Origin of the sequence: Terrisphaera buseokensis (genome assembly GCF_047521145.2) — a bacterium.
Lineage (GTDB): Bacteria > Verrucomicrobiota > Verrucomicrobiia > Opitutales > Opitutaceae > ER46.
In genome coordinates, this window is the sequence record NZ_CM134186.1 from 1,389,211 (window position 1) to 1,404,328 (window position 15,118).

The window sequence follows — 15,118 nt, forward strand, 5'->3', positions numbered from 1 at the left end:
GACGGCGCAGCCGGGAGTGCGGGCGTTCCGACGCCTTTCGGAAGGGGCTTCATTGGGGGCTGGAGGCCCGAGCTCCCGAGGTGCGGATTGTCTCCGGCTTTACTCCGGCTTAACAAGAAACCCGCTGGAGCAAGCCGATTCCTAACAATCGCGGCGTCTTGTCTGTTGTTCAGGGCCGCACCGGTGCAAATCAGCTTTCCCTTCGGAAACCACCGGTTCGGCCATGACCACCTCACATGACAAGCCGCCTCCGCCTCTTCCTCGCCACGCTCACGCTCGGTGCCACGTGCGTGGCGCAGGCCGAAATCTCGCCCGCCCGCTCCGTTTCCCACCGGCATCCCGGCCCGATTGTCGCCGTGCTCGATACTGATCGCGACGGGACGTTGTCCGCGACGGAGATCGCGGCGGCTCCCGTCATTCTCGCCGCGCTGGACGCCAACGCCGACGGCTTGCTCTCGCCGGACGAACTGCGGATCACGTCCGCCCGCGGCCGGACCTTCCGGGTTTCCGGTGGCACGGCCTCCCTGAACGTCGTGCTGGCACTCGACGCCAACTTTGACGGCGAGATTCAACCGATGGAGCTGTCGAATGCGGTCTCGAGTCTGAAGCGGCTCGATCTGAATGGCGACGGCGAGCTCACGCCCGACGAACTTCAGCCGGTGGTGGTGGTGACCACGCGCGCCTGACGCTTCGCGCCCACGGGCACGGCTTCGGAAGCCGCATTCCAACGTCAGGTATCAGGCGCGAAGTTCGCGCTCGACTGCACGGTGGCCGGTTGCGACACACTGTCTTCACCCCGCATGAAGACTGCACTCCGCCTGGTTCTGGTCCTCGCCTGCACTTCCGCCTTTGGCCTCGCGTCGGCTCGGTCCGCCACCCCGGAAGCACGTGCGATCGAGGCGGAAATCCGCCAGCTGGACGCCAGTCGCATCGCTGCGCTGCTCAAGAACGATTTGAAGGCGCTGGAACAGTTGTTCGCGGAGGACATGGTGTACGTCCACTCCGCCGGGAAGATCGACGCGAAGAAGCCGTACCTGGCGTCCCTCGCCGCGGGCAATCTCACTTACCTTTCGATTCGGTACGATCCTGCGCCGGGCGTGCTGGTGGCGGGCCGGGAAACCGCGGTGGTCACGGGCCGCGCGGCGATTGAGTTCAAGACCAAGGCCGGGCAGTTGAACCAACGCGTGCTCACGACCACGACCGTTTACGCGCGAGGCGCGGCGGGTTGGAAAGTGGTGTCGTACCAAGCGACTCCGGTCGTGCCGTAGCCGGCGCGATTGGGTTTGGACCCAACCCGTTCCGGTTCGTGCGGCGTGAGAATCAATCGTCGACGTCCTTGGTTGCGGCGGCGGTGAGCGTCTTGAGCAGCAACAGGACGGTTTGATCCATCACCTCCCGACGAAGGCCGGCCAGCAGCACGCGGGTGGCATCCGACACCTCGCCCTTCTGGCCGCCACCAAAGATGCCGTCGAGGATCTCCTCGAAAGGGGAACTGTCTGCCAGCTTCTCGAGTTCCGCCACGAGTGCCGCCGCGTCGTTGTTGGCCGTGCGCTTTCGTTTCAGATCCTTCCTGCGCGCGTTGAACCGCAGCGCAATCGTTTCAACGCGAGCGTCCACCCCGCCCGCTGCGCGCCGCTGCTTCTTGTAGAGCGCGATCGCTTCATCAAAGCGGTGGCACTCGACCAGTTCCTGAACAGTCAGCGTTTTCGCGGTGGACATGAGAACAGTTTCTCGAAGAGGAAAGGAAACCGATGCCAGGGCAAAGGCTGACACCGGTCGGTCCGGACGGAGCGAATGCACTCGCAGCCGCGCTGACAAGCGCGGTTCACCGCGGGCCGGTTGGGTTCTGCGGGCGATCGCATCGCGCCAGGACCCGTGGAACAACTCACTCGATTCGTGGGTGCGTTTCCACTGCCGCCGGCTTCACGTGACGCTGCCCTGGCGGTGACGCTGGAGACCGCGGTGTACACGTTGGAACTCTACACCAAATCCGACGCGCCGACCGAGGTGCTGGGTGAGGTGTAGGTGACGCCGTAGTTCGGACCCGTCGGCATGGGCCGTCTCCGAGCGCACTCGGTCGGGGTCGAGGCGAGGCCATGCCTGGATTGCCCATCGCTGCAACGCCATGGTTCCCGCAGTACGACGACTGCGGACCCTTCGTCCAACTGGCCCCGGATTTGCTTTCAGACGCGACATTCCGCCGCGAGCACGCCAACGCTGTCCCGGTTCACCCCACATCCACCATGGAACGAAAAACCGCCAACGCCTTCGATCAGGAACTCCTGGATCTCTACGACTACTACGTTCACGGCCAGATCGACCGCCGTACCTTCCTCGAACGCGCCGCCAAGTATGCCGTCGGCGGACTCACCGCGCTGGCGCTGCTGGAAATGCTCAGCCCGCAGTACGTCCTGGCGGCGCAAGTCCCGAAGGAGGACGCGCGGGTCAAGGCCGAGTACGTCAAATTTGCCTCGCCTGCCGGCCACGGCGAGGGACGCGGCCTGCTCGCCCGGCCGTCGAACGCCACGGGTAAACTCCCGGGCGTGGTCGTCGTGCACGAGAACCGCGGGCTGAATCCGTACGTCGAGGATGTCGCCCGCCGGGTCGCGCTCGCCGGGTTTGTCGCCTTTGCGCCGGATGCGCTGTATCCATCGGGCGGCTATCCCGGGGACGACGACAAGGGCCGGGAACTGCAGGGCAAGCTCGACCGCAGCAAGGTCATCGAGGATTTCGTCGCCGCGGCAAAATTCCTTCACGGCCATACCGCCTGCAACGGGAAGCTCGGGGTCGTGGGTTTCTGTTTCGGCGGCGCGGTCTCGAACACCCTCGCCTGGCGGCTCCCCGACCTGATCAAGGCGGCCGTGCCGTATTACGGCGGGCAGCCCTCCGCGGAGGAAACGGCGAAAATCAAGGGGGCGTTGCTCATTCACTACGCCGAACTCGACACCCGGGTGAACGCCGGCTGGGCGGCCTACGAGACGGCGCTGAAGGCCGCCAAGGTCGACTACACGATGCACATGTATCCGAAGGTCAACCACGGCTTCCACAACGACACGACTCCGCGCTACGACAAGGAGGCGGCCGAGTTGTCCTGGACCCGGACGATCGCCTTCTTCAAGCAGAAGCTCGGTTGAACCGACCTCCCGTCGCTCCGCGGGCGGGTCCGCCCCGACGATTCGCGCCTGCGCGCGGTGCGGCCCGGGGCCCTGCCGGGTCAATCGCTCGCCGCCGTCTCAGCGGACCGCGCCCGCGCGCGCCTGCAACGATTCGAAGCGGGCACGGGTCGCGGCGTCGGGGGCGAGGTTCAGCCCCAGACTGATCAGCCAGCGGGCGGTATCGGTGAAACCGTGACGGAGGCTGAGTTCTGCGGTGCGATGGACGAGTTCCACGCGGCGAGGAAACAGACGGACGCCCTCCTCCAACACGGCGAGATCGGCGCGCGCCGGCGCCTGCGCGGACGTCGCCCAAACCTCCGCGATGAGCTCGTAGACTTCGGGTAGCGGCGGCTGCTGGCTGCGCGTCCCCAGTAGGGGCGTGAGCACGGTGCCCGCCTCCCCGGCGTTGAGTCCAGGTGCGGCGCCGGCGCGTGCGGCGCGCAATGCGGCGAAGCGCAGCCGCGCGAGTTCGAAACCCGCCCGCGGCCGGAGGGGCGTGTTGTCCGCGGCGGCTGCTTCGAGGAAATCGCGCGCCGCGCCGTCGTCGCCGGCGTCGACTTCACACAGGCCCATGACCGCCAGCAGAGGCGCGTCGCGGTGGCCGCGTTCTTCCGCGCGCCGCAAGGTCCGGCGAGCCTGTGCCACGTATTTGGATACGAGCACCGGAAAGTGCGCCTTGACGAAGCCGATTTCGAGCCGTTCCCATTCGCCCTTGATGCGCGCGATCTCCCCTTCGCTGGCGGGCCGCAGCGGGAACTCCGGCAGGCGGGGCCGCGTCGCGGGCCGCAGCGCGAGCCGATCGCGCATGGCTTCCGCCAAATGGGCGGTGAGTTGCTGTTGAGCGGTTGCGAAATCGAGGCCGAAGCATTCTCGAAAAAGTGCTTCGGTGACTGACTCCGTCGCCGCGCGGGCGGCGAATGTCCAAAACGCCGTCCGTCGCGGCGCGCCGCGGCCCGCCAGTCCCCAGTGGACAAACAGGGCGGACTGAGCCTGCCACAGCGACAGTGTTTCGCCCTGCGCGGGATCGCCCGACGACAGGTCACCGGCAAGGAATTCTCCGAGCGGCAGCAAGGCGCGATTCGCGGCGGGCCCGGACTTCAACGCCGCGCTGCCCGTTTCCGAGAGCCAGTCGAGTCGGTCGATGGTGAGCGCGTCTTCAGTGAACCGGGCCCGCGCAAACAGGGAGAGGACGCCGCTCACGTACCACGGCGGCAGTGCAGGCAGGCGGTTGCGCAGGAGGTAGGCGACGTAGTCGGAGGTGAGCGCGACCCGGCTGGCGTTGAACTCGCTTTCCTTCACCATCGCGAACAGAGCCCCCGCGTCCCGATCCCACAGTCGGAGATTGGGCAGATAGGTGTAGCGCGGCGGAGGCGGACGGCGACGCAGGCGCCCGTCGTCGATCGGCACGACCACGTCGTCAAGGCGGTCCTGTTCAGCGGCAGTCAGGGCCATCTGGGCGACGACTTCCTGAGAGGTCGGCGGCTGGTGCGCGCTGTCGACGAACAGCAGCGTGCCTTTCACCGACAGATTCAGTTGGAGCGTCGGCGGGAGCAGTTCGGCCAGCAGGATATGGAGACGGTGATGGTTGGCGACGAGTTCACGCGTGAGCCGATCGGAACAGGTCGAAAGGACTTCCCACCCGGCCACGTCAGCGTAACGCCACGGCAGCGGCTTCGCGCTTTCCTCGACCAGATACGGCGGCAGCGCGATCACTTTGGGCTCGGCGGCCGCAACCGCGCCGGGGAGGAGACTGGCGGCGAGGAGAAAGAGGAGGCGGTAACGTGGCATCGGACGAGTCGCGCCCAAAGGTTAGTCGGGTCGTGGTGCCGGCGACGAGCGGGAATCGGCTGCGTTGCCTGCTTGGCTGAGCCATGTGCGCGGAGAAAAACTCGATTAGACTTCGTTTTGCCGCCACACGTGGGGGCTTCCCGTAAAAACATGCGCCGAAAACTCCTGCTGCCGGGTGCGGCACTCGCCGGCTGCGCACCCTCTCCCCGCGTGAGCTTCGTCCAGCAGCCGCAACCGTCCCGCCCTCCGCTGGGCATCGAGAAAATTGCGAACATTCGTTTCGTGAACATCGGGAACGGCGGCAACGGGGCCGTGCTGGAGACCAGCGCAGGAGCTCAAGCGGTCTGCAGTCGCCGATCCGCCGCCGCCGATCTCACGGCAACGGCCTGAGCCCGAACTGGTGGAGCGGTGAACGATGATCGTGCCCGGCCAGCCTTGCTTTCATCGTTACGTCGCGCTCGGCGACAGCTCGACCGAGGGCATCGATGATCCCGACGGCGCCGGCGGGTATCGGGGCTGGTCGCAGCGCCTGGCGGAATCGATCGCGGCCGCGCAGGGCGGATTGCTCTACGCCAACCTTGGCGTGCGGGGCCTGACCACCGCGCAGGTTCGGGAGCGCCAGCTCACCGCAGCCCTCGCGATGCAGCCCGATCTCGCGACGCTGTTCTCCGGCACCAACGACGTGACAGGCCTGCGCTTCGACGTGGACCAAGTCGCGGCCGACTTCGAATACATGCAGCGTGCGCTGGTCGCGACGGGAGCGACGGTGCTCAGCTTCACGCTGCCCGACCTCACGCCGCTCATGCCCCTGGCGCGGTTGATCGCGCCGCGCATTGCCGCCCTCAATCAGGCCTTCCGACTGGCGTCGCGGCGCACGGGCGCGATCCTGGTCGACTTTGCCTCTCATCCGGGTGCCACGGATTCACGACTGTGGAGCGACGACCGGATCCACGCCAACGCCGACGGGCACGCCCGCATCGCCGAGGCCCTGGCGCAGGCCCTGCACCTGCCGGGGAGCGGCGACTCCTGGAAGCAGCCCTTGCCTCCCCTGAAGAAACCTACGCGCCGTCAGCGTTGCGCCGCCGAGGCGCGATGGATCGGGCGACATCTGCTGCCGTGGATAGGGCAGGGCCTCACCGGTCATTCCTCGGGCGATGGGCGCGCGTGCAGGCTGCCGCAGCTGAGGCCGCTGTGACCGGTATCGGCTGGGACGCACTGGGACCGCGACCGCCCCCGGTCGCCTTCGATCCATGCGACCGAGGGCGGTCGCGGTCCCAGGTCACCGCCGGAGCTGATGCCTGACCCTCTCCGAGGATGTCGCTCACGATGCGATTTTCTCGAGCTTCACGATGCGGCCGTATGCCACCCACTCGGCGATGAAGATGCTGCCGTCCTGATCGAACGCGGCATCGTGCGGGCACACAAATTTGCCCGGCGTGAAATGGTCGCTGGTCTTCGTGCGCAGGGCGCGCACTTCCGTCTTGTTGGTCCAGCCGTCACCGAGGTTTGCGACGGTCTGATAATTTTCGTCGACCAGCGTGACGCGCGCGTCGAGATCCGGAATCACGACGAGCTTTCCCTGTTGATCGAAATGGCGCGGAGAGCGCACCGGCGTGGGGAGGAAGCGACGATGTTCACCGTCAAGGGTGAGCGCCTGCAGCCGGCCGGGTTTCTCCCCCTTCGGATCGTTCTCGCCCACGACCAACAGCGGTTCCGGTCCCCGGCGATCGACGAAGAGCCCGTGCGGATGCTGTGTCTGGCCCGGGTTCTCGCCGGGACCGCCAAAGGTGCGGACGTAGCGTCCGTCGCGCGTCAGGTGGTGGATGTAGTAAGAGCCGTAACCGTCGGACAGATACACGTCACCGTTGGGCGCGACGGCGACATTTGAGGGACGGTACTTGAGGTCGCGGCCCTTGTACCACGCCGGTTGCTCGACGTGCCAGAGGACCTCGCCCTCGAGGGTGGTCTTGAAGAGGCCCCGTTGCAGGTCCGTGAGGTAGAGAATCTCCCGGCCCTGCTCGACCGTGAGATCGAAACCATGCGCGCCGCCGACGAACTGGGCGCCCCACGAACGGACGAAATTCCCCTTCGGATCGAAGACGACGACGCAGTCCTTGCTCGGCGATTCCGGCCGCGAAGTGTGGAACACGTGCACGAAACGGTTGCGATCGACGACAACGCCGTGCGTGAGGCCCCACTGAATGTGCGCGGGCAGCTTCGCCCAGCGGTCGTTGAAGCGATAGCGATGCGCGCCTTCCCCGACGATCACCGGTTCGGCTTCGCGGGCAGCGAGGCGGGATGCGACGCAGACAGTCGCAAGCGTAGAGAGGAAATGGCGGCGCGAGGTGGGCATGGGGAGTCTCGGAGCGATGGGGGTGACGCCGGATAATGAGGGAGTCCGGTTTCGGCATCTTACCCGGTACGTGTTCGATCGCCCATCATTTTTCGCTGATCGTCAGCGTCGAATTCGCCTGCAGTCGCTGCGCGATCCGTGCGGCGTGAGTGGTCGCGACGGTTGCATGAATTGCGTTTGCTCCGGTGAAGCGCGCCACTCAGTGCTTGGTCTCCGATGAAACGTCGCGTCGCTGCACCGCTCCTGCTGATGGCCCTGGCCGGGGTGATCGCGGCGACGTTTGCGTGGCATACGCGGCACGTGTGGGAGGATTTCTACATCACCTATCGGGTGAGCAAGAACCTGGTGCTGGGCCATGGCCTGGTTTACCAGGTGGGCGAGCGCGTTCATACGTTCACGTCGCCCCTCGGGGTGTTGTTGCCGGCGCTGACGCTGTGGGTGACGGGCGGCCGGTCTGATGCGGCGGCGCTCATCGGGTTCCAGGCGCTGAGCATCGTGGCGTGGGCCGGCTCGATTGCCGCGGTGTGGGTGTTGTGCCGCCGGAGATGGGAGTTGTCCGCAGGGACCAGCGTCGTGGCTGTCGTGCTCTTGCTGACCGACGCGAAGGCGGTGGATTTTTCCGTAAACGGAATGGAGACGGGCTTCATGCTGCTGTTTCTCGCCCTCTTTCTTCTGGCGCTGCAAACGCGCGACACCGCCCGCGGCTGGATTCACCTCGGACTGGCGGCGGCAGGGCTCCAGTGGACGCGTCCCGATGCCTGTGTGGTCGGCGTCGCCGTCGCCGCCGGCTTCGGGCTTTTCTCGCCGCAATCCTTGCCGGGCGGAGATCGGCGGACGGGATTGGTCTTCCTCGTCAAGGCCGCGGCTTTGGCCGCCATCCTGTACCTGCCCTGGATCGTATTCGCCGCTGCCTACTATGGTTCGCCGATCCCGAATACCGTGGTGGCGAAAGTCCAGGCTTTCAGCGGATGGGCCTTCGATTCGTGGCGGGAATGGCTGCGGGTGCCGTGGCTGAGGGGGCTCGGTGCGGCGCCGCTGCCCATTTATGCGCACATGGGCGGATGGCCGGAGGCGGCGCTGGTTGCCGGTTATTATACCAGCTGTGTCCTCGGTCACTGGTGGTTGCTGCCGTGGGCGGATCGACGCGGTCGCGCGTGTAGTTTTGGGGCGTTCCTGTTCGGGCTCTATCTGAGCCAGATCAATTTGTATCCATGGTATCTGCCCCCGGCATCCCTGCTCGCAATTCTCACGGCGGCATTCGCCATGACAGATGCGGCCCGCTGGCTGCACCGGCTTGGACGCGCGCGTTGGGTTGGACCGGCCTGCGTCGGCGTCGGGCTCGTGTTCGCGCAGTTGGCGTTGTTGGTAAGCACGGCCCGCCAGGTGAAGCTTCAGCAAAGTCTCATCGAAGGGCAACGGGCCGCGATTGGCTTGGAATTGAAGAAACATGCGCAGCCCAACGACCGCGTGTTTCTCGAGTGCATCGGCTACATCGGATTTCATTCCGGGCTGAAGGTTCTCGATTACCCAGGACTTTCCGCTCCGGAGGTCGTGCGGGCGCGACGAAACATCGGTGACGATTGGGCGCTGCTGGTGAGACACTTCAAGCCGGAGTGGCTGGTGCTCAGGCCGGGCGAGGTGCCCAAAGTGAATTCACCCCGCTATCCGGAATTTGCCGCGGACTATTTTGTGGCCGGAACGTTTTCCCGGCAGCGCGAGATCGACACCCTGCGACCGTTTGCCGGCATCGACTACCTGCGATATGATCAGACGTTTATCGTGCTGCACCGTCGCTGATCGCCTGCGGATGGTGCGCCGCCATGCCGGAAGACACTGCTTACGCCTTCTCATCCGGCGCCGGCGTGGCGCTCTGCCGGTGCACGCGGATGGCCAGCAATGTGCCGAGGACGGCGATGATGAGCAACGGCGTGCCGTCGGAGTCGTCGGGGACCGCAATGGCGTTGGATCCACCGAGGGTATTCGCGCTGGGCTCGCTCGTCGTCACATTGACGCTGTCAAACGCGAGGTGATTGGCGTCGCCGTAACCGATTGCCGCGCCCCGGTCGTAAAACCAACCGTTCGGGTTCGGTCCCGACCACGGCACGGCTTCGTAACCCACGGCCGTCGATCGCACGAGCAATTGATCGAACGGCGTCGCACTCGTCGCCGTGAGCGTGCCGCCGCCGTGGCTCCGGTTGTCGCGGCCGAACTGCAGGCCGCCGGTGGCGACAATCGTGCCGTCGAACATCGCCAGCCACTCGACGTTCACGTCCATCAGGCCGTATTCGATCGCATAGAAGTTCCAGTCGAAGCCGTAGGTCAGCGAGACGGATCCCATCAGCGTACCGGGCGCGCTGATACCGACCCAGCCCTGGTTGGAAACCGACAGCGCATTGCCGCCCGCGTAGTACGGGCCGCCGCCGAAAAGTGTGCCCGCGAAGCTGCCGCCGACGACGTTGAAGCCGGTCGGCGAGGTGAACTGGATGCCCCCTTCCTGGTAGCCGGAGGCGACGGACGCATAGGGATTGAGCCCGTCAAACGTCGCCGTCAGCGCGAACGCGGGTGCGGCGATCGCCGACCAGCCGAGGATTGAAACGAGGTGGAGTGCGTTGGTCTTCATGCCGGAAATCAGGAGGCCGCGGGGAGCGACGGCCGGTCGCGCGTGACACCGGCAGGGCGCCGGTTCGCAGGGAGGGAAGGGGAAGCGGTTGAGTGCACGTGTCGGTTCATGCTCAGGGCACGGCGTAGATTTCCAGCAGCGCGACGCCTTCGGCGTTGTCCTTGCCGGCGACCTCGACCGTGTAGGCTCCGGGCGGGAGGGTGACGAGCAGGCCCGAGTCCAGGCTGCCTTCGGCGAGGGCAAATGCGCCGACACTCGCGGAGGCGGCATTGACGAGCGCCCCGCCGCCTGCCGACCAGTTGTCGTTGCTCCCCACAATCGTCTGGCCCGAAAAAATCGTCACCACCGGATCCGCCAGCGTATCGGCAATGCCAAACGCGGCGAGGGTCGGTCCGACCGCGCGGATCAGCATGCGCTTGTAGGCGGGCCCCTGCACGACGAACCCGCCGATGATCGTGCCCTCGCCGGAACGCACGTGCGCGCGGATCGAGAGATTCAAGGTGCGGCCGTTGTCGTCGGTGGGATAAAGCTCGGCGAGGCCGATGCCCGTCTGTCCGCTGGCACTGGATACGTGCACGGTGTAGCCGCCGGCGGGCAACCGCGCGATTCGCGCGGAGTCGGCGCTGCCGGGCGCGAGTGGAAAGGCGCCGACGCTGCGGGTCAGCGCGGGCAGCGCGGCGGCGTCGAGTGAGTTCTGCCAGCCCGCATTGCGAAAGAGTTCATTGCCGTCGGCGGAGAAGATGCGGAGCAGCGGATCCGGCAGCGTGTGGCTCGCGCCGAAGAGGGCGAGGGCCGGGCCAACCGCCCGGGCGAGGAATTCCTTGCCGGTGGTATCCGCAATGGCGACACCCGCGATCAGCGTGTCGGCGTCCGATCCCACCAGGGCCCGGCTCGAAAGATTGACGAGCCGCGCCCGCGGCAGCAGGGGCGACGCGCTGGCGCTCGCGGCCGCGGAGCTCCACGGACTGCCGGGAAAAACGGCAGTGGCATCGGCGCTGTAACAGCGCACGTGCACGTTGGCATCCGCCGGCACGGTGAGCGGATCGGACGTGAGGATCGTGTTCGGCGCGACGGCACCGCCGTGGGCGCGCGGATCCGAGCCGTCGAGCGTGTAAGCGAGCTGGACACCCGCCTGACCCGTGAAGGTGATCGTGCCGCCGGAGGCGGCCACCTTGGGCGCCGCGATGAACTGCCGGTCAATCCACTCGGCGCGGTGAGTGACCCAGCTCTTGAGCTGGCCGACCTCACCGAGAAAGCCGCCGGGAAAACGGCTCTGATTATCAATCCAGCGCGCGGCATCCCGCGCGGCGGCCTCGGGTCCGACCTCGGCGGCGAGGGCATCAGCGAGGCGGGAGAGACTGGACGCGGAAAATTCGTCCGTGCGCAGCGCCTGCCAGCGATCAATCCACGCCTGCATGAACTCGGGGTCCTTGGTCAGCGGACCGAACCAGCCGTAGTTCCAGACGTCGACGTTCCCGGCCGTGTCCCACGTGGACCATACCGCGTTGCGCGCGTCGCCCGATCCCATCGAGCCGTCGAAGTCCCAGACCGGCCCCGAGACCAGTTTTCCACCGCGATCCTTCGTGAAATATTCGCTGCGGTAGAGCGCGTCGACGTTGCCGGTGAGAAGCTGGAGGATGTGGTGATCGACCCATGACGGCAGATCGATGTAGTCGAGATAGGCGCGCGTGGTGAACGCCAGGTCGTAATCCGCAAAGAGCGTGTCCTCCATCCGTTGCAGATAGCCCCGGATGTAGTCGCGCTGGGGCGTGGACAGCTTGCCGGCGTTGGGCGCGTAGATGACCACGGCGGTGTCCTCCTTGGTCGGAATGCCGCGACTGGTGGTGAAACTGAAGTGGTCAACATCAGGGACGACGTCGAGTTTCACGATGTAGCCGCCGGTGATGGTGCGCGGCCCGTTGTCCTCGGGCTCGAGCGAGGCGATCGGCACGCGGTCCCTCCCGATCTTGATGCGTTCGGTCAGGACACCGATGCCGTAATAGTCGGAGCGATCGAGGCCGTCGCCGTTTTCGTTGACGAAGGTTTCGACGAAGCGGGTGCGCGGCGCCCAGCGGCCGATGCGGTTGCTCAGCGCGTAGACGAAGGCGTTGCGGATGTACGAGCGGTCCGTCAGCCAGGGTCCCACCAGCGCCCAGTCCTCGTGCGCCTCGAGGCCCACGAGCGGCTGCGGCCGATTGCGGCCTTGTTCGTCGAGCAGCGTGACGCTGAAACTCGACTTCGGGAAGCTGGCGGAAAAGTTGCCGCGCACGGCCATCGTCGCGGCCGAGGTGACGCCTGGTGCGTCGGGAAAGCCCGCCGCGCCCGCGTCGTACGCATAAAGCCACGCCGGGTGATCGATGCCATCCTTGAACAGCGCGCCCGCGCCGTGGTTGTCGAGGACGATGACGGGAAGTTTGGTCGTGAAGCGGGTGAGCGAGGCACCGATCTTCAGAAACTGGGCCGAGGTCGCGCGACCGCTGACGAGTCCGTCGTTGGAGAACACTGCCGCGCGAACGATCACGGTGGTGTCGATGACGAGCGGGGTGGAATACTCCGGCGACGCCGCCGTGGGATCAGGCACGTTCGCTCCGGTGGAGGACGGCATCGCAATCACATAACGGATCTTCTGGCCCGGTCCGGCACCCGCCAACGCGAGTTGAAAGGGTTCGGTGAAGAGTCCCGCTGAACGAGAGAGGCTGACGCTCTCGGGTAGCATCAGGGCGCTTCTCCCGCCGTTGACGGTGCCGGGCGTCGGTTGCTTGAAGTAGCCGAGCGGACTGCCAAAACCGCCGGGCGGCTGTATCACTCCATAGGAGACGTCCTCGAGTTGCGGCGGCAGGGTGGGGGCGAACTCGGAGACGGCGGTCTCGCCATCGGATTTGAAGAGCCCGAGATATTCGCCGCCGGCCTCGAGACGGAAATTCGTGTGCAGCGGCTGCCCGATCGTGCGCCGGTCCTTGCCGGAAGCGAAGATGACGACGAATCCTCCGGCGGGCAGGATGAGCGCGGGAAACTGCCACTTCGTCCGGCTCGCGCGGTTGTCGGTCAGATACCAGCCGGTGAGATCCGCCACCTCGGGACCCGGATTGTACAGTTCAATCCAGTCCGAGAAACTGCCGTCGTCGTCGGCCAGCGTGGAGCGGTTCGAAGCCATGACTTCGTTGAGGCGCGGCTCGGCCGCCAGCGACAGCGCAACCACGGTTGCGCCAGCAGCGCAGGCCATCCAAGCCCGTAGTCCGCGGCGTGGGCGTCCCGGCGAATGCGGTCGATGCTGGAGCCACGCCTTCATCGGGTGCGCAGCGTCCGCGCAACATCATATGCCGACGCCGACGACCGGGAGGGCACGTGCGTCCACGACGTTGGCGTTCCCACGCCGGCGGCTGGCCGGCAGGAGCGGTCTTGTCGGAAGTAAGGATCGGCTGGAGACATCGCGGCGACATCTTCATCGGCTGAATCGGACTGATCCTTAGGGGAGCGGAGGTAAAAAACGGGGGAGAATTCCGGCTTGGAGGTGGAATTAACGCTCAGGTGGCGCGGTAAAACCCCCTGTTGCTCGTCCGCTGGGCGAACCATGAGCCAACGTCTGCGGTCGTGCTCGGCGTCCGTCATGCTCCAGCAGACGCTGGCCACCGCTGCTGGTGTCCGGGCGTCTGCAGAATTCGGACGAAAGCGGTTTTCTTACGCGCGATACTGTTCCGCCGGTTCACAAAACGAAACCGGCCGCGACGCGGATCGATGTCCGCGCGCGGCCGGGCCGGCGACAAAGGTGTCGTGGAAACTCCGAGGCTTACTGCGCGACCGAAGGCGCAACGGAGCGCAGGTAGGCAGTCACGGCTTCGGCATCCTTCCGGTCCATCCGGTACGGAGGCATCGGTGGCAGGGCCGCCGGGCGGCCGTTCGGACGCTCGCCCGTCATCAGAAAGTGCACGGTGTCCTCGGCGGTGAAGCCGGCCGGAAGTCCGGCAAGTTTCGGCGCCACCGGCATCCAAGGCATCGGCACGGTGGCGGCGAACGCGATGGGCGCGCCCGCGAGATGTTTGCCCGGGATGAACTCGCCCTTTTCATCGCGGGGAGAATGGCAGTCGACGCACATGCCGACGCGGTGCACGAGATAACGACCGCGCTCGATGCGCTCGTCCTCCGTCGCCTGGCGGGCGGAATCGCCGAGGGCGCGATTGGAAATGAAGGCGAGGGCGAACACGGCGGCGGCGACGGTGACGCCCGTGGCGAGGAAGGCAGGTACGGGTTTCATGACTGGTGAGTGGTGGACTGGTTGAGCCGGGAACCTGCAGGCAGGTCCGGACGAGTGAACCCGTCCACGCTAACATGCCGTCGCCGGACTGTGAATGGGCCGAGCGGATACTAGCCGATCGGCCATCGGATGACGGCCGCGGGCCCCGGGCGATGAAGGGCACGCGGCCGCTTCGCCCTGTCTTTGCACGGTGGCGGGTAACACCCCATTTCTCCGGCATGCCGCGCGCAGTAGCGTGTAGCCACCATGGCTGAAACTCCTCCGCGCGATCCCAATAAAGTGGCCGCTCCCATCACTGCCCTTGCCAAAAGCGAGGCGCGCGAAGAAACCTCCGCCGCTTCCGTCGCGCCGCCCGCCGGTCGCGGAAAAATTTCCCCGCTGAGCATCGTTCTCGGCGTCCTTTGCGTGATCCTCGCTCTCGTCGCGGTGGTGATCTGGAAACGCGTGGGCGCGCGCGACATGGTGGTCGTGCAAACGCAGAATCGTTTGGAGCAGGTTCAGGCGAACGCAGTCCTGATCCAATCAAAGGTAACCGAGGCCACCGCCGCCACGGCGAGAATTCAGCAGCAGTTGGACGCGGCCAAGGCCGAATCCATGCAGTTCAAAGCGGAACTGGAGAAGGCCAGGAGCGAAGCGGTCGAGGTGCAGGCGGTGCTGGAAAAGGCCCGGCAGACCTCAACCGACTTTCAGACGAAGATGGAGGAAGCCAAGGTTGCTTCAATCAAGCGTCAGGGCGAGGTCGAGGTCGCCCAGACCCAGACCGCCATCGTGCAGGCCCAGTTGAACGCGGCCACGGCCGACGGGCTGCAGACCCAGGCGAAACTGGCCGAGGCCGTGACACAGGGCACTGCATCCCAAGCCCTCGTCGCCGAGACGCAGGGAAAATTGGCAAAGGCCGAGAACGATCTGGCGCTGACAAAAAAGCTGCCGGCAAAGCGGTAGTCGCCCGC

At 66.1% G+C, this 15,118-nt stretch carries 14 protein-coding genes; 8 read left to right on the forward strand and 6 right to left on the reverse strand.

Annotated features, from left to right (window positions below):
- The first annotated feature begins 236 nt into the window (after positions 1–236).
- Positions 237–686, forward strand: a complete 450-nt coding sequence (locus ACLJEU_RS05010; RefSeq protein WP_414660663.1) for an EF-hand domain-containing protein — start codon at positions 237–239, stop codon at positions 684–686.
- A gap of 114 nt (positions 687–800) precedes the next feature.
- The gene (locus ACLJEU_RS05015) at positions 801–1,268 is read left to right on the forward strand and encodes a YybH family protein (RefSeq protein WP_414660662.1); all 468 of its coding nucleotides are present in this window, start codon (positions 801–803) and stop codon (positions 1,266–1,268) included.
- 52 nt (positions 1,269–1,320) lie between these two features.
- On the opposite strand, the gene ACLJEU_RS05020 is transcribed toward ACLJEU_RS05015, so the two are convergent.
- A complete protein-coding gene (locus ACLJEU_RS05020) occupies positions 1,321–1,773 on the reverse strand; it encodes a hypothetical protein (RefSeq protein WP_414660661.1) in 453 nt (150 codons plus the stop codon).
- 123 nt (positions 1,774–1,896) lie between these two features.
- On the opposite strand from ACLJEU_RS05020, the gene ACLJEU_RS05025 reads away from it, so the two are divergent.
- A complete protein-coding gene (locus ACLJEU_RS05025; protein ID WP_414660660.1) occupies positions 1,897–2,025 on the forward strand; it encodes a hypothetical protein in 129 nt (42 codons plus the stop codon).
- 218 nt (positions 2,026–2,243) lie between these two features.
- Positions 2,244–3,134: a dienelactone hydrolase family protein gene (locus ACLJEU_RS05030; protein WP_414660659.1), complete on the forward strand. Its 891-nt coding sequence runs from the start codon at positions 2,244–2,246 to the stop codon at positions 3,132–3,134.
- A 99-nt stretch (positions 3,135–3,233) separates the two neighbouring features.
- Here the strand turns inward: ACLJEU_RS05030 and ACLJEU_RS05035 are convergent, their stop codons facing one another.
- A complete protein-coding gene (locus tag ACLJEU_RS05035; protein ID WP_414660658.1) occupies positions 3,234–4,943 on the reverse strand; it encodes a hypothetical protein in 1,710 nt (569 codons plus the stop codon).
- A 150-nt stretch (positions 4,944–5,093) separates the two neighbouring features.
- Here ACLJEU_RS05035 and ACLJEU_RS05040 point away from each other — a divergent pair, with 150 nt between their 5' ends.
- Both ACLJEU_RS05040 and ACLJEU_RS05045 read left to right on the forward strand, forming a co-directional pair.
- On the forward strand, positions 5,094–5,333 hold the full coding sequence (locus ACLJEU_RS05040) for a hypothetical protein (RefSeq protein ID WP_414660657.1): 240 nt from the start codon (positions 5,094–5,096) through the stop codon (positions 5,331–5,333).
- Positions 5,334–5,358: 25 nt separating this feature from the next.
- On the forward strand, positions 5,359–6,138 hold the full coding sequence (locus tag ACLJEU_RS05045) for an SGNH/GDSL hydrolase family protein (RefSeq protein WP_414660656.1): 780 nt from the start codon (positions 5,359–5,361) through the stop codon (positions 6,136–6,138).
- Between the two features lie 126 nt (positions 6,139–6,264).
- Here ACLJEU_RS05045 and ACLJEU_RS05050 read toward each other — a convergent pair whose 3' ends face one another.
- Positions 6,265–7,296: an NHL repeat-containing protein gene (locus ACLJEU_RS05050; RefSeq protein WP_414660655.1), complete on the reverse strand. Its 1,032-nt coding sequence runs from the start codon at positions 7,294–7,296 to the stop codon at positions 6,265–6,267.
- A gap of 216 nt (positions 7,297–7,512) precedes the next feature.
- On the opposite strand from ACLJEU_RS05050, the gene ACLJEU_RS05055 reads away from it, so the two are divergent.
- Complete coding sequence (locus tag ACLJEU_RS05055; protein ID WP_414660654.1) at positions 7,513–9,093, forward strand: hypothetical protein; 1,581 nt, start codon at positions 7,513–7,515, stop codon at positions 9,091–9,093.
- 40 nt (positions 9,094–9,133) lie between these two features.
- On the opposite strand, the gene ACLJEU_RS05060 is transcribed toward ACLJEU_RS05055, so the two are convergent.
- The 3 genes from ACLJEU_RS05060 to ACLJEU_RS05070 all read right to left on the reverse strand — a co-directional run bounded on the left by ACLJEU_RS05060 (position 9,134) and on the right by ACLJEU_RS05070 (position 14,168).
- The gene (locus ACLJEU_RS05060; protein ID WP_414660653.1) at positions 9,134–9,916 is read right to left on the reverse strand and encodes a hypothetical protein; all 783 of its coding nucleotides are present in this window, start codon (positions 9,914–9,916) and stop codon (positions 9,134–9,136) included.
- A 112-nt stretch (positions 9,917–10,028) separates the two neighbouring features.
- A complete protein-coding gene (locus ACLJEU_RS05065) occupies positions 10,029–13,139 on the reverse strand; it encodes a CotH kinase family protein (RefSeq protein ID WP_414660652.1) in 3,111 nt (1,036 codons plus the stop codon).
- A gap of 564 nt (positions 13,140–13,703) precedes the next feature.
- Positions 13,704–14,168 (reverse strand): c-type cytochrome, encoded by a 465-nt coding sequence (locus ACLJEU_RS05070; RefSeq protein WP_414660651.1) that lies wholly within the window; start codon positions 14,166–14,168, stop codon positions 13,704–13,706.
- Between the two features lie 246 nt (positions 14,169–14,414).
- Here ACLJEU_RS05070 and ACLJEU_RS05075 point away from each other — a divergent pair, with 246 nt between their 5' ends.
- The gene (locus ACLJEU_RS05075; protein WP_414660650.1) at positions 14,415–15,110 is read left to right on the forward strand and encodes an HlyD family secretion protein; all 696 of its coding nucleotides are present in this window, start codon (positions 14,415–14,417) and stop codon (positions 15,108–15,110) included.
- Positions 15,111–15,118: the final 8 nt, after the last annotated feature.